The sequence below is a fragment of the Denitraticella aggregata genome, assembly GCF_048158365.1.
In the GTDB taxonomy this organism is placed as follows: domain Bacteria; phylum Pseudomonadota; class Gammaproteobacteria; order Burkholderiales; family Rhodocyclaceae; genus Azoarcus_F.
This window is the reverse complement of the sequence record NZ_JBLLNL010000003.1, coordinates 125,641-142,262: the sequence shown is the minus strand read 5'-3', so window position 1 is coordinate 142,262 and position 16,622 is coordinate 125,641. Positions and strand designations below refer to the sequence as shown.

Annotated in this window: 25 protein-coding genes; all 25 read left to right on the top strand. The window is 64.2% G+C overall.

All coding sequences use genetic code 11. From position 1 onward, the window contains the following. The first annotated feature begins 107 nt into the window (after positions 1–107). Entirely contained in the window at positions 108–1,130 is a 1,023-nt protein-coding gene (locus tag ACKVEX_RS05600; RefSeq protein ID WP_473214715.1) for a thiamine pyrophosphate-dependent dehydrogenase E1 component subunit alpha, read from the top strand. After that, complete coding sequence (locus ACKVEX_RS05595) at positions 1,121–2,104, top strand: alpha-ketoacid dehydrogenase subunit beta (RefSeq protein ID WP_473214714.1); 984 nt, start codon at positions 1,121–1,123, stop codon at positions 2,102–2,104. The genes ACKVEX_RS05600 and ACKVEX_RS05595 overlap by 10 nt, the downstream gene beginning before the upstream one ends. Further along, on the top strand, positions 2,097–2,633 hold the full coding sequence (locus tag ACKVEX_RS05590; protein ID WP_473214713.1) for a TRAP transporter small permease: 537 nt from the start codon (positions 2,097–2,099) through the stop codon (positions 2,631–2,633). The genes ACKVEX_RS05595 and ACKVEX_RS05590 overlap by 8 nt, the downstream gene beginning before the upstream one ends. Further along, positions 2,630–3,928, top strand: coding sequence for a TRAP transporter large permease (locus ACKVEX_RS05585; RefSeq protein ID WP_473214712.1), 1,299 nt, complete (start codon positions 2,630–2,632; stop codon positions 3,926–3,928). The genes ACKVEX_RS05590 and ACKVEX_RS05585 overlap by 4 nt, the downstream gene beginning before the upstream one ends. A 49-nt stretch (positions 3,929–3,977) precedes the next feature. Beyond that, a complete protein-coding gene (locus ACKVEX_RS05580; RefSeq protein ID WP_473214711.1) occupies positions 3,978–5,003 on the top strand; it encodes a DctP family TRAP transporter solute-binding subunit in 1,026 nt (341 codons plus the stop codon). A gap of 309 nt (positions 5,004–5,312) precedes the next feature. Further along, positions 5,313–5,585: a hypothetical protein gene (locus tag ACKVEX_RS05575; protein ID WP_473214710.1), complete on the top strand. Its 273-nt coding sequence runs from the start codon at positions 5,313–5,315 to the stop codon at positions 5,583–5,585. 341 nt (positions 5,586–5,926) lie between these two features. Then, positions 5,927–6,340 (top strand): tyrosine-type recombinase/integrase, encoded by a 414-nt coding sequence (locus tag ACKVEX_RS05570; protein ID WP_473214709.1) that lies wholly within the window; start codon positions 5,927–5,929, stop codon positions 6,338–6,340. A gap of 266 nt (positions 6,341–6,606) precedes the next feature. Further along, positions 6,607–6,804, top strand: coding sequence for a type II toxin-antitoxin system RelE/ParE family toxin (locus ACKVEX_RS05565; protein WP_473214708.1), 198 nt, complete (start codon positions 6,607–6,609; stop codon positions 6,802–6,804). Next, complete coding sequence (locus tag ACKVEX_RS05560) at positions 6,801–7,133, top strand: helix-turn-helix domain-containing protein (protein WP_473214707.1); 333 nt, start codon at positions 6,801–6,803, stop codon at positions 7,131–7,133. The genes ACKVEX_RS05565 and ACKVEX_RS05560 overlap by 4 nt, the downstream gene beginning before the upstream one ends. An 835-nt stretch (positions 7,134–7,968) precedes the next feature. Continuing rightward, a complete protein-coding gene (locus ACKVEX_RS05555; RefSeq protein WP_473214706.1) occupies positions 7,969–9,300 on the top strand; it encodes a tyrosine-type recombinase/integrase in 1,332 nt (443 codons plus the stop codon). Positions 9,301–9,386: 86 nt separating this feature from the next. After that, a complete protein-coding gene (locus tag ACKVEX_RS05550) occupies positions 9,387–9,584 on the top strand; it encodes a hypothetical protein (RefSeq protein WP_473214705.1) in 198 nt (65 codons plus the stop codon). A 99-nt stretch (positions 9,585–9,683) separates the two neighbouring features. After that, positions 9,684–10,388 carry a hypothetical protein gene (locus ACKVEX_RS05545; protein ID WP_473214704.1) on the top strand — a complete coding sequence of 235 codons (705 nt, stop codon included), beginning with the start codon at positions 9,684–9,686 and terminating at the stop codon, positions 10,386–10,388. Between the two features lie 88 nt (positions 10,389–10,476). Next, complete coding sequence (locus tag ACKVEX_RS05540; protein WP_473214703.1) at positions 10,477–10,704, top strand: hypothetical protein; 228 nt, start codon at positions 10,477–10,479, stop codon at positions 10,702–10,704. Next, the gene (locus ACKVEX_RS05535) at positions 10,704–10,910 is read left to right on the top strand and encodes a hypothetical protein (RefSeq protein ID WP_473214702.1); all 207 of its coding nucleotides are present in this window, start codon (positions 10,704–10,706) and stop codon (positions 10,908–10,910) included. The genes ACKVEX_RS05540 and ACKVEX_RS05535 overlap by 1 nt, the downstream gene beginning before the upstream one ends. Beyond that, complete coding sequence (locus tag ACKVEX_RS05530) at positions 10,907–11,158, top strand: hypothetical protein (protein ID WP_473214701.1); 252 nt, start codon at positions 10,907–10,909, stop codon at positions 11,156–11,158. The genes ACKVEX_RS05535 and ACKVEX_RS05530 overlap by 4 nt, the downstream gene beginning before the upstream one ends. Then, positions 11,155–11,574: a hypothetical protein gene (locus ACKVEX_RS05525; protein WP_473214700.1), complete on the top strand. Its 420-nt coding sequence runs from the start codon at positions 11,155–11,157 to the stop codon at positions 11,572–11,574. The genes ACKVEX_RS05530 and ACKVEX_RS05525 overlap by 4 nt, the downstream gene beginning before the upstream one ends. Continuing rightward, the gene (locus ACKVEX_RS05520) at positions 11,571–12,674 is read left to right on the top strand and encodes an AAA family ATPase (protein ID WP_473214699.1); all 1,104 of its coding nucleotides are present in this window, start codon (positions 11,571–11,573) and stop codon (positions 12,672–12,674) included. The genes ACKVEX_RS05525 and ACKVEX_RS05520 overlap by 4 nt, the downstream gene beginning before the upstream one ends. A gap of 292 nt (positions 12,675–12,966) precedes the next feature. Next, positions 12,967–13,518, top strand: a complete 552-nt coding sequence (locus ACKVEX_RS05515) for an ERF family protein (RefSeq protein WP_473214698.1) — start codon at positions 12,967–12,969, stop codon at positions 13,516–13,518. 11 nt (positions 13,519–13,529) lie between these two features. Continuing rightward, positions 13,530–13,889 (top strand): single-stranded DNA-binding protein, encoded by a 360-nt coding sequence (locus tag ACKVEX_RS05510; protein WP_473214697.1) that lies wholly within the window; start codon positions 13,530–13,532, stop codon positions 13,887–13,889. A 58-nt stretch (positions 13,890–13,947) separates the two neighbouring features. Further along, the gene (locus tag ACKVEX_RS05505; RefSeq protein WP_473214696.1) at positions 13,948–14,283 is read left to right on the top strand and encodes a phage tail assembly chaperone; all 336 of its coding nucleotides are present in this window, start codon (positions 13,948–13,950) and stop codon (positions 14,281–14,283) included. Continuing rightward, positions 14,261–14,977: a 3'-5' exonuclease family protein gene (locus tag ACKVEX_RS05500; protein WP_473214695.1), complete on the top strand. Its 717-nt coding sequence runs from the start codon at positions 14,261–14,263 to the stop codon at positions 14,975–14,977. Before ACKVEX_RS05505 ends, ACKVEX_RS05500 begins: the two co-directional genes overlap by 23 nt. Beyond that, positions 14,974–15,177 (top strand): hypothetical protein, encoded by a 204-nt coding sequence (locus tag ACKVEX_RS05495; RefSeq protein WP_473214694.1) that lies wholly within the window; start codon positions 14,974–14,976, stop codon positions 15,175–15,177. Before ACKVEX_RS05500 ends, ACKVEX_RS05495 begins: the two co-directional genes overlap by 4 nt. Further along, the gene (locus ACKVEX_RS05490) at positions 15,174–15,650 is read left to right on the top strand and encodes a hypothetical protein (protein ID WP_473214693.1); all 477 of its coding nucleotides are present in this window, start codon (positions 15,174–15,176) and stop codon (positions 15,648–15,650) included. The genes ACKVEX_RS05495 and ACKVEX_RS05490 overlap by 4 nt, the downstream gene beginning before the upstream one ends. Before the next feature lie 95 nt (positions 15,651–15,745). Then, complete coding sequence (locus tag ACKVEX_RS05485; protein WP_473214692.1) at positions 15,746–16,021, top strand: helix-turn-helix domain-containing protein; 276 nt, start codon at positions 15,746–15,748, stop codon at positions 16,019–16,021. Positions 16,022–16,216: 195 nt separating this feature from the next. Next, entirely contained in the window at positions 16,217–16,615 is a 399-nt protein-coding gene (locus ACKVEX_RS05480; RefSeq protein ID WP_473214691.1) for a hypothetical protein, read from the top strand. Positions 16,616–16,622 lie beyond the last annotated feature (7 nt).

Sequence of the window (16,622 nt, the reverse complement as noted above, 5' to 3'; positions counted from 1 at the left end):
GGAACGGCGACCGGTGCGGACGCGTCAGGCATTGACTGGACTCCTCGCTGGCAGGGATACTCGCCCCTAGGCCGTTTACACATAAACATAAACAGAGAGGCGGAGCCTTGGAGGAAAGACGCGAGACATTGGTCGCGCTGTACCGGACCATGGTCCGGATCAGGGCGTTCGAGAATGCAGCGGAGGCCGCCAGTCAGGGGGGCGTGAGCGCCTATGGCAAGTCGGCGGATGGAACCGCCAGGGTGCGCGGGCCGCTGCATCTGTCGACCGGTCAGGAGGCCGTGGCCGCCGGGGTCTGCGCCCATCTGGCTGCTGACGACTATCTGACCTCGACGCATCGCGGCCACGGGCATACGCTGGCCAAGGGCGCCGACCTCGCGGGCATGATGGCGGAGCTGTTCGGCAAGGCATCGGGTTTCAACGGTGGCAAGGGCGGCTCGATGCATATCGCCGACTTTTCGGTCGGCATGCTGGGCGCGAACGGCGTGGTGGCAGCGGGAATGCCGATTGCAGTCGGGGCGGCGCATGCGCAGAAGCTGCAGCGGCGCCCGGGCCTGACCGTATGCTTCTTCGGTGACGGTGCGATCAACCGCGGGCCGTTTCTGGAGTCCTTGAACTGGGCGAAGGTGTTCGGACTGCCGGTGTTGTTCGTGTGCGAGGACAATCGCTGGAGTGCGACCACGGCAAGCGGCCCGATGACGGCCGGCGAGGGCGCCTCCGCGCGCGCGGCCGGTTTCGACATCCCGTCCTTCAGCGTCGACGGCAACGATGTGCTCGCGGTGTACGAGGCCGCCGGCGACCTGGTCCAGCGGGTGCGCGACGGACGCGGACCGCATCTGCTGCACGCGATCACATACCGGATCAAGGGCCATGTGTCGGTGGACCCGGCGGGCTATCGCGATCCGGCCGAACTGGCCGAGGCGCTGAAGGGTGACCCGGTCGGGCGCGCGCGGCTCGCCTTTATCGCGATGGCGGGGAGCAAGGGCGAATTGGCGTTGCTCGACGCGATCGATCGTGAGGCGGCGCAGGAGGTGGAGGCTGCGGTTGCGGCGGCCGAACTCGCGCCATGGCCCGATCCGGGTGCCGCCTATACCGATGTTCAGACCACCGGAGCCGGCCAATGGCGGTGATGACCTATGCACAGGCCGCGGTGTTGGCGCTGCAGGAGGAGATGACGGCCGACAGCCGGGTGGTCGTGCTCGGTGAGGACGTGGGTCGCGGCGGCATCTTCGGGCAATACTCCGGACTGCAGACCCGCTTCGGCGCGGAGCGGGTGATCGACACGCCGATCAGCGAAGCCGCGATCCTGGGTGCCGGGGTCGGCATGGCGCTGGCCGGGCTTCGGCCGGTGGTCGAGATGCGGGTGGTGGATTTCGCGTTGTGCGCGATGGACGAGATCGTCAATCAGGCCGCGAAGAACCGCTACATGTTCGGCGGGCAGGGCCGGGTGCCGCTGGTCGTGCGCATGCCCAACGGTATCTGGGACGCGTCCGCAGCACAGCATTCGCAGTCGCTGGAGAGCTGGTTCGCGCATCTGCCCGGGGTGGTCGTCGTATGTCCCGCGACCCCGCAGGACAACTACGGTTTGCTGCGTTCGGCGCTGGGATGCGGCGATCCGGTGATCTACATGGAACACAAGACCCTGTGGGGCAGCCAGGGCGAAGTCGAACCGGGCAGCGTCACCGCCCTGGGCAAAGCCGGCACGTTGCGGACGGGCGCCGACCTGACGATGGTGAGCTGGAGCCGACAGGTGTCGGTGTGCGCCGCGGCGTGCGATGCGCTCGAAGCCGCGGGCATCGGGGTGGAGCTGATCGATCTGCGCACGATCTGGCCATGGGACCGGGAGACGGTGCTGTCCTCGTGTGCCCGAACCGGCCGGCTGTTGGTCGTGCATGAAGCGGTGCAGGCGGCGGGTTTTGGCGCCGAGATCGCGGCGACCGCCGCCGAGGAAACCGGTTGCCGTGTCCGCCGCCTCGGTGCACCACGCATTCCGGTCGGCTACTCGCCGGTGCTCGAGGCCGAATCCCGGGTCGGCGTGGACGCGATCGTCGCCGGCGCGCACGCGCTCACCGGACTCGCCAGGGCGGAGGCGGACCATGCCTGAGACGACCGATCGCAAGCTCGATGCGCGGGAGCCAGAGGAGGCGGCAGCCGAGACCGGGGAGACTGCGCGGGCGCGCGTCCCGCTCGCGATCGAAGACTGGCTGACCGTGCTGATCATGGGTGCGCTCGCGCTGATCACGTTCGCGAACGTGCTGACCCGCTATTTCACGAACCAGTCCTTTGCCTGGACCGAAGAGATCTCGATCTTCCTGATGATCCTGCTGACGCTGGTCGCTGCATCGGCCGCGGTGGCGCGCAATCGTCACATCCGCATCGAGTACTTCTCGGATCAGGGCTCGCAGGCGCGGCGTCGCATGCTGCTGCGCTTCGGCGCACTCATGGTCACGGTGCTGTTCTTGTTGATCGCGGTCCTCAGCGCACGCGTCGTCTGGGACGACTATCGCTACTTCGAGACCTCGCCCGGCATCGGCATCCCGCAATGGTGGTACACGATCTGGCTGCCGGTCGTGTCGGCCGGCATCGCATTGCGCGCGTTTGGCCTGTTCATCCGGGGCAGGGCCGCAGCATGATCGCAGTCCTGTTGTTCGCGATCTTCGTCGTGACGATGATGGCGGGCGTGCCGGTCGGTGCCGCGCTCGGTCTGGCCGGTGCGGCCGCGATCGCATTGGCCAACAGTGAGACCTACTGGTTCGGTCTGCTGGCCGTGCCCCAGAACTTCTATGCCGGACTGGGCAAGTATCCGCTGCTCGCGATTCCGATGTTCGTGCTGGTGGGCACCATCTTCGAGCGTTCCGGCGTGGCGCTGCGGCTGGTCAATTTTGCGGTGTCCATCGTCGGTCGTGGGCCGGGCATGCTGCCGCTGGTCGCGGTCGCGGTCGCGATGCTGATGGGCGGGATCTCCGGCTCGGGTCCGGCCACCGCGGCGGCGGTCGGCGGCGTGATGATCGTGGCGATGTCGCGCGCAGGTTATCCGGGTGCGTTCTCGGCGAGCGTGATCGGCGCGTCGGCCGCGATCGACATTCTGATTCCGCCGTCGATCGCGCTGATCGTGTATTCGGTGCTGGTGCCCGGCGCGTCGGTGCCGGCGCTGTTCGCCGCCGGCCTGCTACCGGGTCTGCTGGTCGGCATCGCGTTCATCATTCCGTCGGTATGGCTGTCGCGCAAGTACGGCATGGGTGCAAACGAGGCGAGCCTGCCCCGTCCGCCATTCTGGAAGAGCTTCCGCGAAGCCGCCTGGGGGCTGGCCGCACCGGTGCTGATCCTCGGCGGCATGCGGGCGGGCTGGTTCACGCCGACCGAGGCCGCGGTGGTCGCGGTGTTCTATGGCCTGTTCGTCGGCATGGTCATCTACCGGACGATATCGGTCCGGGATCTGTTCCACGTGCTGCGTGACGCCGGCGAACTGTCGGCGGTGATTCTGCTGGTCGTGTCACTGGCCGGCATTTTCGCCTTTTCGCTGAACACGCTGGGCATCATCGACCCGGTGACCCGCGCGATCACCGGGTCCGGTCTGGGCGAGTATGGCGTGCTCTTCCTGATCCTGCTGCTGCTGGTGGCGGTCGGCATGGTGCTTGATGGCGTGTCCATCTTTCTGATCTTCATTCCGATCCTGATGCCGATTGCACTGTTCTATCAGTGGGATCTGGTCTGGTTCGGGGTCATACTGACGATGATGATCGCGCTCGGCCAGTTCACGCCGCCGATCGCGGTCAATCTGATGGTCTCGTGCAGGATCGCCAAGGTCCGCATGGAACACACCATCAAGTGGGTCGTGTGGTTTCTGATCGCGATGTGCTGTGCCTTGCTGCTGATCGTGATCTTCCCGTCCATTGCGCTGTGGTTGCCGGGCGCTCTGGGTTATTAGCCGTTGTTTTAGTCGTCGTAACACCCTCACAACAAAAGGAGACATGCACATGAAATTGAAGCCGCTACTGGGCCTGCTCGCGGCCACCGCCGCTGCGCTGACGCTCTCGACCGCAGCTATGGCGCAGAACTACAAGTCGGAATACAGGATGTCGCTGGTGGTGGGCACGGCCTTCCCGTGGGGCAAGGGCGGCGAGATATGGGCCGACCTGGTGCGTGAGCGTACCGACGGTCGCATCGACATCAAGCTCTACCCGGGGGTGTCGCTGGTGCAGGGCGACCAGACGCGCGAGTTCTCCGCGATTCGTCAGGGCGTCATCGACCTGGCGGTCGGGTCGACGATCAACTGGTCGCCGCAGGTTCGTCAGCTCAACCTGTTCTCGTTGCCGTTCCTGATGCCGGACTACGAGGCGATCGACGCGCTGACCCAGGGTGATGTCGGCAAGGAGATCTTCAGCCTCGTCGACCGCGCCGGTGTCGTGCCGCTGGCCTGGGGCGAGAATGGCTATCGCGAACTGACCAACTCGCGTCAGCCGGTCCGCACCCCGGCCGACCTCAGCGGCATGAAGATCCGCGTGGTGGGCTCGCCGCTGTTCCTGGACACCTTCACCGCGCTCGGAGCCAATCCGACCCAGATGAGCTGGGCCGATGCGCAGCCCGCCTTCGCGTCCGGCGCCGTCGATGGCCAGGAAAACCCGATGTCCATCTTCACCGCGGCCAAGCTGCACACCGTCGGCCAGACCAATGTGACGATGTGGGGGTATGTCGCCGATCCGCTGATCTTCGTGGTCAACCGTGATGTGTGGAACTCCTGGACCGAGGCCGATCGGGAAATCGTCCGCCAGGCCGCGATCGATGCCGGCAAGCAGCAGATCGAGATCGCTCGCAAGGGTCTGGTCGAGGAAGGTCAGCCCCTGCTCAAGGAGATCGAGGCGATGGGCGTCGACATCGTCCGTCTGACCCCTGACGAGCGCCAGGCTTTTGTGGACGCGACCAAGCCGGTCTACGAGAAGTGGAAGAGCCAGATCGGTGCCGACCTGGTCGACATGGCGGAAAAGGCGATCGCAAACCGCTGATCGCGATCGAATACGCGCACCCGCTGGGGGGCGCGACACAGGTGGGCCCGACCGATTCGTCGGGTCCGCCGACCGAAGGAACGCATGATGTACGACTCCCGCGCGAGTCCGCAGAGGCGTTCGGGGCGCGCGAGGACAGTACAACGTAAGAGACAGGGCCTATGACGTCATCAGCAGATGCGAGTTGCTGCACTGCGCCATTCCGCCGTCTTATGAGGGCATCCAGTCATGCAGGGGATAACAAGGGTGCTGCACGACGGCACACCGCAACCTTGGCGCCCTTTTATTACTCGGAAAGGAAGCCCCTCCATGAAACTCGCACACATGATCGCGGTTGGTGCCGCGGTTCTGCTCGGCGCCAGCCTCAGCGCCCACGCATCACCGGTCGACGAAACGATCGCCACGCCAGGCAAGCGCCTGGTGTCGACCGATGAGGTCGCGAAGTCCCGGCCGGGATCGTTCGACGTCTATATCGACGAACCGACCGGATTCGCCTTCGTCCACACCCCGAACGGCTGGGTATTCACGCGCAAGGTTCCGGATGCCCGGACCGCGAGCGCGGACGCAAGCGCGATCCGGTAGTCGCTCAGCTTTGACAGCGGCGACGCCTTACGTTGCACTGCCGCCCGTGCGCGTCCATGACCGGCGGGCGACGGTAACACGCCGACGGGAACGTCACGAAACAGAAAGCCCGGCCATCGAGGTCGGGCTCATTCCCTGCGTCCGCTGGTGCCGACAATCTGACTCGAACAGATGACCTACCGCTTACAAGGTCAGCAAAAAACGGGGTTTATCAGTGTTTAACGATGTAGATAAATTTACAAAAGTGTCTGAAAAATAGAGGAACAGACGTTCATCGATGTTGGGCGATATCGATCGATATTGCTGGAATTCGTAGCAATAGGGTATCTGCACAGCAAGCCATGCTGTTGACCGGCGCTCGCCGCGAAGAACTGGCCGGCCTGAGGTGGAAGGATGTCGTTTTCCAGTGGGCGAGCCTGACCATCCGGGACAAGGTGCAGGGCGAGCGCACCATCCCGCTGACGCCCTTTGTCGCGTCACTGCTGGCATCATTGCCCCGTCGCAATGGGTGGGTGTTCAGTAGCGTCAAGGCGGAGTCTGGACGCCTGCAAGAGCCGCGCATCGGCCACAACAAGGCACTGACCGCAGCGGGCTTGCCGGCACTGTCCCTGCATGGACTAAGGCGATCATTTGGCACGCTGTCGGAGTGGTGCGAAGCCCCGGTCGGTGTTGTCGCACAAATCATGGGACACAAGCCGTCCGCCCTGGCTGAAAAGCACTACCGCCGCCGCCTGCTCGATCTGCGGCGGATGTAGCACACCAAGATTGAAGGGTGGATTCCTGTCCAGGCCGGTATCAAGCAACCGAACCAAAAAGAGGCCGCGCCCGGTTTGCGGCTGGTGGCCTGATCGCTCTGCACATTGATCATTTATAGCATGAAGGCTATATTCACTTCATGAGCTATCGCATCGAGTTCTTTAACGAGGCCGCGGAAGCCGAGGTCATGGAGTAGCCGGGAGGCATTCTTGCCAGCTTCACCAGGATTGCGGAGCGCATCGTCGAACATGGCCCGAATCTGGGCATGCCCTACACCCGCGCAATGGGTGAAGGTCTTTTCGAGATTCGCGCCAAGGGGCAGGAGGGAATCGGACGCGCCTTGTTCTGCACTGTCGTAGGTAAGCGTGTCGTCATCCTGCACGGCTTCATCAAAAAGACTGAACAAACCCCGCAGCGTGTATTGAACACCGCACGCCGTCGCATGAAGGAGGTCCGCCCATGAGCGAGAAATACAACCCGGTAGCCTTCGACCCCCACGCCTTCGCGGAGGAGTCCAGCAAGCGTGATCCGGCATTCCGTGAAGCCTATGAAGGTATGGCCGATGAGTTCGCCGCCCTTGGCGAGTTGCTGCGCGCCCGTCAGCGTGCTGGCTTGACCCAGACCGAGTTGGCGGAGCGCATGGGGGTATCTCAGCCTGTCGTGGCCCGCATCGAGGGCAGCATCGGCAGTCGCAAGCACGCCCCGTCCATAGCGACCCTGCGCAAGTACGCCGATGCCTGCGGGCAGCGCTTGGTGATTCGTTTCGAGCCGAAGCAAGAGCCCACCGCCTGACCGAGCAATGCCGCCCCTATTCCGACGGGGAGAAAAGCCGGAAACCTTCGCCGGCCTGGGGTGGCACCTTTTGCGAAGGTGCGCTGGAAGAAACGCGAAGATGCCGATCAAACCGCGATGGTACAGGCTTGAAGTTGCCGACAGATATTGGACACGACACGCGAGGCGATCTTGGACGCCGCACTTCGCGGTGACGTTGTGCTGAGCTGGCCCGCGCATGGACGATTCTTCGCACAGTTCTGTCCACGCCCGCCTGACGACACTTATTACGCTGATCTTCAGGAGTGGTTCCCTTGCGATCAGATTCCCGTGCCGACCGCTGCGATTCGCGCCGCTCTGGACGACCCGGAGCGCGTTGTCAGGTTTTCGCGCTTCCCGCCACCACGCGATCCGTCCGCACTCCACTGGTTCAGGCTCAACGACATCGAGCACTTTGAAGTGCGCGACAGCGAGACGGAACTGCATGTCGCGATAGACGACCAATTCAGCCGCCGCCAAGGCGGGGCTGGGTCGGTAACGGAAAGGCGTTTCGTAGCATGCGCGCTGGGTGTAGCAATAAGGGAGCAATGGCGCCAATAAAGCAAAAGGCCAGTCATCTGAACTGGCCTAAGTGTCTGATTCTTATGGTGCCGACAATCTGACTCGAACAGATGACCTACCGCTTACAAGGCGGCTACGAGGCACATTTAACCGTGTTGATCTGTGTTACCCGTAAAGCATAAACGCAGTAAAAACAGCAATTTGACCGTGTAACCGTTTCAGCGGTAGGTTGATTAATATTGATCGGTGTTCTAGAATCGGGTTACACCAGGGTTACACGGACGACCTACCGATCATGAGCCAAGACAACCGAGTCAAGTTTACCGGCGGACGGATACGGGACTTTTCGTGCGATCCGAACAAGACACAAACCTTTTTTTGGGACACGGAAGCGCCGGGACTGGCCGCGCGGGTCACGCCTGCGGGTGCAAAGACGTATGTGTTCCAGGCGAAGCTGGCCGGCAGTGCGCTGCGGGTGAGGATTGGCGACGCTCGTACCTGGGGCATTGATGACGCCCGAGCCGAAGCCCGCCGCATGCGGACATTGGTCGACCAGGGTATTGATCCCCGGCAGGACAAGGCCGACAAGATCGCGGTCATCGAGGCGCAGGCCGAGGAAACCCGGCGCGAGGTGGTGACGGTGGGCGAGGCGTGGAAAGCCTACCTGAAAGCCCGCAGTCCGAAGTGGAGCGAGCGACACCTGCAGAACCATGTGGCGCTGGCGAAACCCGGAGGCGAACCGCGCGGGCGAGGGCGACGCAAGGGCGAGCCGGCGACGACACTACCCGGCCCGATTCACTCGCTGATGGAGAAGCGCCTGCGCGACCTGGATTCCGACGCCATCAGGACCTGGCTTGAGACCCAGACCGCCCGAGGCCCGACGCAGGCCGCGCAAGCCTACCGCGCGGTGCGTGCATTCATGGGATGGTGCGCGGATCGCCCCGAGTACCGCGACCAGGTGAAACCGGACGCATGCACCGCTCGCGAGACTCGCGACGCGCTGCCGAAGCCGCGAGCGAAAGACGATTGCCTGCAGCGGGAAATGCTGAAGCCTTGGTTCGACCAGGTGACGCAGATACGCAATCCGGCAATTGCAGCATTCCTGCAAACAGCACTGCTGACCGGCGCGCGCCGCACCGAGCTTTTCAGCCTGAAGTGGGCCGACGTGGATTTTCAGTGGCGCAGCCTGACGATCCACGACAAGGTGGAGGGCGAGCGCGTCATCCCGCTGACTCCTCATGTCGCGTCATTGCTGGCCGCGCTGCCGCGTCGCAATGAGTGGGTGTTTTCGAGCCCGTCATCGAAAGACGGGAGGCTGCAGGAACCTCGCATTCAGCACGTCAAGGCGCTGACCGCCGCCGGCCTGCCGCATGTGTCGATTCACGGACTCAGGCGGTCATTCGGCACCCTGTCGGAGTGGTGCGAAGCCCCGGTCGGCGTCGTCGCGCAAATCATGGGACACAAGCCGTCAGCACTGGCTGAGAAGCACTACCGCCGCCGCCCGCTCGACCTGCTGCGCATGTGGCATGTGCGCATCGAGGGATGGATTCTCGACCAGGCCGGCATCGAACAGCCGGACGAGGACGCGCAGCCGCTGCGCGTCGTAACGAGCAAGACCGCCGCCTAGTCGGACACTAGGCAAAGCGGGCCGACCAGGTGTGTCACCATCGGGCCGGCCCTGAACACAACTCGATCAACTGAGGAGATCGAATCATGTCTGACGCGAACACTACCACCTCCAGCGATTTCAACCGCTTCGGCGTAAAGCTCGAGCAACTGACGAGCAGCATCAACGTGCTCGTCGCCGCGGCCGAGTCCGACAACCTCACGGAGTCCGACTTGCGGGTATTCCTGCATGCGCTCCAAGATCAGGCCGAAGACCTGATGGAGCGTCTTCCGAACATCAGCTGAGCCAGCAATGCCGCGCCTACCTCGACGGAGGGAACCCCGGGACACCCTGCCCGGCTGGCGCGGCACCTTCTTCCAGGGTTAGCCGACAGGGTCGCGAGCATGAGCCCCAAGCAAGAGCTAGTCGACTGGCTCGAACACAACCGGCACGCACCTTTCCCCTATCGAGACGTCTTCGCCGCACTGGTCGCCAGTCACGAGATGAACAGATGGTGGCCGCGACTCGCCGACAATGGTCTGCCAGCACTGAAGATCGCCGGCATTGCGGTTGATTCACTGACGCACGCACTGAAAGACTCGCAGCGTCTGCCACACAAGGAAGAGCAGCGGACGCTCGAGGAAGTCGTTAAAGCGGCTGACACGCTGCTGAAGGCGTTACAAGGTGCTCAACCGCTGCAGAACAGCGGGTGCATTGGTCAAGTCGACGGGTTGATGTGTCATTACGCATGGACCGACAGAGTAGCGAGCACGATCGGATCAAACCCATTTGGGTTGGACCGGGTCGTCAACCTCCCAGACGCGCTGCGCACCCTCAAGGCCGACTGCGAGCAGCGAATCAACCGTCAGCACCCGAATGTTATTGAGAGAAAACAAGGCACAGACCCAGTTCGGCGAAGCATTGCCAGAGCCTTCGTCAGGCACTGTGCAAATCGGATCCGGTTAGCATCCGGGAAGGCGTCGACAGAATTACTCGCCTGCCTTGCGTCCGCGGTATGTCCGTCCGAAGATCACATGAATGCAAAGGATGTCGAGAACATTCTCAGAACAGCGAAAGACCCGACTAAGGCTCGAAACCTGCGCAGTTAATCGGGCGCGACGATAAACACGAGTCAATAACCTTGTATTCACCCGCGCCACAGCACCCGCTGAGGCCGGCCCCGAAAGGAGCCAGTGAATGCAACTCAACCGAAGCACGATCCCCCCTCAGTGGCGCCATGAAGGGCGCCCGTTTGTCGGCACGGATGAGGCCGCCGACCTCTTCGGCGTAAAACCGCACACCCTGAGAGTGTCACTCTGTCGCCGCGGGCACTACTGCGGCGTCGTGCCGCTGAAGGCCCCGAATCGCATGTTGCGCTGGCCGGTCGATCAGATCGAAAAGGCGCTCAGCGGCGAGGTGGCGTAATGGAAAAAAACGCTCGCCGCCCCGAAGAGCAAACGAGCGCCAGCACCGGCGACGATTCTACCCCGAACGACCACCGCGATGAAGACCGGCCGCTGTATCTGCCGCTGACCTGGTCGAAGCCTGAGAAGCGCGAGCGGATGCCACGTGGCAAACACCGCCGCAATGCCAGGCGCGCAATCGCCGCTCGCAAGCGGGGTGGCGCATGAAGCGGAAAGCAAAGTTGCGCCGGACACCCGGCGGTCTGGTTGCGTTCCGACCGCGCCCGAGCGTCCATTGCCTGCTCTGCGATGCCGAGATCGATCTGGGCACCGCGGGCAGCGGACGTATTCACCGGGTCGGAGAGGTTGCCTCTGGCCTGTGGACAGCGGTCGCGATCTGCCGCGCCTGCGACCGCGCGAACAATGGCGCCCTGCCGCTGCTGCTCGCGATCGCCGGCGCGAAGGGCAAGCAATGACCAGCCCGCGCGAGAAGTTTCTCGCCCGCGTCGAGCATCGGACGACCGGCCGCGATCATGGCGTCTTCCGCGTGCCCACCCGGCGCGATCGGAACATGAGCGGCACCTGGCGTGAACTCGCCGATGGACGGCTACTGATCCACGACCACGGAGGCGACTCTGTCGAGGAGATCCTCGGCGCGATCAGCCTCGAGCTCGCCGACCTGTTCCCGCCCAGCACCGCGCACCAGGCTAAGCCCGACCGTCAGCCCTTCCCGGCTGCCGACGTGCTGCGTGCCCTCCAGCTCGAGGTGCTCGTCGTGCTGACTGCGGCCGCCGACGTGATGGCCGGCAAAGCCATCGACACCGAAGACCGAACACGGCTCGCCCAGGCAGTCGGCCGCATCCGTGCGGGTGCCAGGGGGGCCGGCCTGTGAGACTCGAATCACGAGCAGGTGCGCTCGCACTGGCGCGATCAACTGAAGTGGTCGACCAGCTGGTCGAGGAGCGTGAGCGCTTCAAGCTGCTGACCGTCGCGGACATGATCGCCACCCCGCCGCAGCCCTACATTCTGAAGCCGCTGCTGCCGTCCAGCGGGATCGCGGCGATCTATGGGCCGGCCGGATCCGGCAAGACCTTCCTGGTGCTCGACATCGCCTCCAGCATCGAGGGTGGGTCGACGTTCTTCGGTTACAAATCGAAGGCATGCCCGGTCGTGTACTGCGGACTCGAGGGGGCCGGAGGCTTACCGCAGCGAGCCCGGGCAATCCAGGTCGCCAAGGCACGCGGGGCCGGCCACCGGCTTCGCTTCATCACCGCGCCGCTGTCGCTGCTGAATCCGGACGATCTCGACGAGCTCGCCTGCCGGATCCACGAAGAGGGCATGAACGGCGGAGTCGTCGTCATCGACACGCTGAACGCAGCGAGCCCGGGCGCCGACGAGAACGACAGCCGCGACATGGGCCGCATCATCCAGGGGGCCAAGCGGCTGCAGGCGATGGTCGGCGGTCTGGTCCTGCTGGTGCATCACAGCGGCAAGGACGCGACCCGGGGGCTCCGCGGACACTCGAGTCTGCTGGCCGCGCTGGATGCCGCGATCGAGGTCCGGCGCGAGGGCGACCGGCGCGAGTGGGCGCTCGTGAAGTCCAAGGACGCCAGCGACGGCGAGGCCCACCCGTTCAAGCTCGAGGTCGTTGAACTCGGCTTCGATGAAGACGGCGACCCGATCACCAGCTGCGTGGTGCAGCCGCTCGAGAGCACCGACACCCAGATGAAGAAGCTCAACCTGCCGGCCGGCGGGAATCAGCGGGTCATCTACGACGCGCTGCTCGAGCTGCTCAAGAAGGCCGGTCGGTTCGGCATGGCAGGCGCCCCCCCGACTCGCCCCTGCCTCGAGATCGAGGAGGCGGTCACGAAAGTTCGCGACCGGCTCACCTGCGAACCCAAGCGCCGGACCGAGCGTGCCCGCGAGGCACTGACTGGACTCGTCAATCGCGGCGCCATCGTCTTGAAGGAGGGTTGGTTATGGCTCGCCTGAAGAACGCTTTCCCGGTCCTTCCCGAATTCCCCCGCCCTCTTATAGAGGGCGCGGGAAATTTCGGGAAAACATTAGACCGGAACGGCCCGGTTTCGGGAAGTTTCGGGAAGTTTCGGGAAGTTATCCGCAGCCCCGAAAAACCGATTTCGGGAAAGTCTGGGCCCAATTCGTGGCTCATCACGATTCCCGGCCGGCCGTCCTTCGTCGCCTGGTGCCTGCAGGGTGCCAGCGTCGAGGAGATCCGCGCGCAGTGGCCAAGCGCACACGTCGAACCCCACACAGGAGCTTCATCATGAAGAACATCGCCGCCGCCCTGGTGAAAGCGCAGAAGGCTTTCGGACCAGCGCTCAAGACCTCGAGCAATCCGCACTTCCGTTCCAAGTACGCTGACCTGTCCGCCTGCGTCGAAGCTGTCGTCGACGCCCTCAACGCCAACGGCATCATGCTCAGCCAGACCACCCGCGAGTGCGAAGACGGCGTGATCGTCGAGACCGTGTTCCTCCACGAATCGGGTGAAAGCTGGTCGTCAGGCCCCCTTCACGTCCCGGCGCCGAAGAGCGACCCCCAGGGTTATGGCAGCGCGCTCACCTACGCCCGCCGCTATTCCCTGATGGCCGCCTGCGGGATCGCCCCCGAGGACGACGACGGCAATGCCGGCAGCCAAGGCAAACGCAGCGAAGAGGCTGCCATCGAGAAGGCCCGGGACGCGCTTCGCAGCTGCACGACGATGGAAGAGCTCAAGACCACCTGGTCGAAGATCCCGGCCTCGTTGCACAAGGCGTGCGCAGCAACGAAGGACGCCCAGAAGCTCACGATCGAAGCCACCGACCTCACATCCGTTTAAGGAGACCCCTCATGAATTCCTGGTCATTTACCGGCAACATCGGATCCGATGCCGAGACACACCTCACCGACGGCAACACCTCTTGCGTCAACTTCTCGGTCGCAGTCCGTTCCGGCTTCGGCAAAAACGAGGCCACCACCTGGGCGCGCTGCAAGCTGTGGGGCAATCGTGGCGAGGCGCTCGAGCCGTACCTCGTCAAGGGGCAGCTGGTCGGCGTCGTCGGCGAGCTGACCGCCCGCGAATGGACCGATTCCAAGGGCAGCAAGCGCACGAGCATCGATGTCCGCGTCAATGACATCACCCTGCTCGGCCGTACCAAGGACACCCCGGTCGCCACCGCCGATGCTGACTTCGACGACATCGGATTCTGAGGAGCAAGCACATGCTGATTTTCACCGACGGCGCCAGGCGCTACTTGACGGCACACACGTGAACAAAATCATTCCCGCAACAGCTGCGATCAACGTACCAGGTCAGGACGCACCAGCCCTGCTCACGATCTTCTGCAAACGCATGCCTGCGGCCGAGGTGCTCGACTGGATGGCCTCGGTCCACAACCGCAACGAAGCCGATTGGCTGCTCGACGTAGTGGTCGGCTGGGGCGATGAGATCGACACGCCCTTTAACCGAGAGGCGCTCTCCACACTGCTCGACAACCATCACGGCGCCGTGCTCGCATTCTTCGCTGCGTACTTGGTCGCTCTCACCATTCAAGACCCGAACTTTTTTGGAGACATCCGCCATGTTGATTTTTCTCGACGTTGAAACCTCCCCCACCCGCGACCCCGACCTGATCGCCGAGATCCGCGCCGGCATTCGCCCGCCCGCGACGTACAAGAAGCCCGAGAGCGTCGCGCAGTGGATGGAGTCCGAGGGCGAGCGCGCTGCACAGGATGCTGTCGCGAAGACTGCCCTGGATGCCGCCCAAGGCGAATTGATCGCGATCGGAGTCGCGCGCGATGACGACCTCCCCCCCCGGGTGCTCACCCGCACCCCCGACGAGCCCGAGATCGTGCTGCTCGGTCAACTCTTCGGCCTGGTGACCGACTGGATCCAGGAAAATGCGGTCATGGACGGCGCCGGCCGTGCAGTGTGGGGAAGCGACCCGCACTTCGTCGCGCACAATGCCGCCTTTGATCTGGGCTGGCTGTGGCGCCGCTCGATCATCAATGGCCTGGTCCCGCCCTTCCGCATCCCGGGCCCCAATGCCCGCCCCGGCAAGGACTTCGGGTGCACGATGATGGCATGGGCTGGCTACCGCGACCGGATCGGCTTGAAGGCCCTATGTCGCGCACTCGGGCTGCCCGATCCGAAAGCCGATGGCACCGGCGCCCAGGCGTGGCAGTGGTGGCTCGATGGCGACCTCGAGCGGGTGGCGCGCTACTGCGCCGGCGACGTCGAGGCCGTGCGGTCGATCTGGGGCCGACTCGCGCCGATGCTTCGAGGGGCTGCAGCATGAGACAGGGGCTGGTCATTCAACTGACATTCGGTCCGGGTGTGGGCTGGAACTTCGGGCTGATCCTCGATGGCCGGCCCCTTCCGGCCGGCGATCGGCTCAATGCGGATTCGGTCGAGACTGCCTACCAGGCCGCCCTGGTCACGCTCAACGCCGAGATGGACCGCATCGAGGACGAAGAGCGCCGGAGGGCTCGTCAGTGAAAGTGCCCTTCTACCTCGGCATCGATCCCGGCGTCGGCGGTGCGGTCGGCGTGCTGGACCAGTGGGGCACGTTCGTCGGAGTCTTTGACATGCCCACGACCGCGAGCACGACCGGGCGCCGCCAACTGGATGCGGCCAGCTTGGCCGAGATCCTCAAGCGCTACCCAGGCTACGCCACGCTCGAGCGGGTGCATGCCCGCCCTGGCGAAGGTGCGGTCGGGGCGTTCAGTTTCGGGCAGACGTTCGGCGGCATCGTGGGCGTGCTCGAGGCGCTCGGGTTTCCCTACGAGCTCGCCAGCCCGGCGGGCTGGAAGCGCGGGATGGCAATTCCGCCTGGCGCCGACAAGGAAGCGAGCATCTCGGCTGCACGTCGGCTGCTGCCCACCGCGGCCGAGCACCTCATGCGCAAGAGGGACGACGGCCGTGCCGAGGCGCTGCTGCTCGCCGAGTTTGGACGGCGTCGGCGTGGCTGACCGGGTGCACGGGTCCTCCTGGAGTGATCCGTCCACGGGTAATTCGAACCTCGAAATGCCGCTAGGACACGACCCACGCACATAGGCAACAACGCATGAAAAAGCGAAAACCAAGCAACACGAAGATTGCCCCCTGGCTCGAACGGCTGATGGTGGCCGAGCGCACCAGAGGCGCGACGTTCCGGACAATCGCTTCGCAGTTCGGTCTGTCGAAATCGCACGTTCACCGACTGCTCCGGGATGTTGCGATCGTTGTCGGACCCCGAGCGCCAAAGCGCCCGATGTTGCGCACCTGGTGCGAGCTTGTCCCGCGGGAAGATGGGCGCCTGGTGGCTGTCGTCCGAGTATTACCCCCCAGGCGCGGGATATAACCCCTTTGTGGAATTCTCGTGACTAGCGAAACACCGGGGCTCGGATTACCCTTAATGGGGAGTCTCCAGAGGGACCCAATACGCACAACCCCTTTAACCCTTTACTCCGGGCTCGCGGCTGTCGCTAATCGAAAACCGCAGTCGCGATTACCCGCAATGGGGAACGACAGGAGGGATCGACGCACTGCGGCCGTCTTGATTCAGCGGCTCATCGAATCACGCACGGCCGACGACCAGACCGCCGAGTTCCTCGCCGATGCGCTCACGGCATGGATGAGCCCGGGCGCCGATCCCAGTCTCGCAGTGCATCTGGTCGGCGCCGGGTTCTCGCGCGAGCAGCTGAAGCGCGAGATGCGCAACGCCTGGCTGTGCGATGCCGCCCGCGTGCTCGAGGTGCCGCCCACGAGATCAAGGGCCCGTGCGCTGCTGGCCGAGATCACCACCTTCGAGCGCCGGAAGTGGCCGATCTGGCGCACTGCCAACTTTCCGCCGGCTCACGCCACCGCACTGGAGGCCCGCCTCTTCTACGCGATGCGCGCCGGCGCCGAGATGCCGACGACCTCACGCCAGATTCACAAGATTTTGCAATCGTGAACTGGGA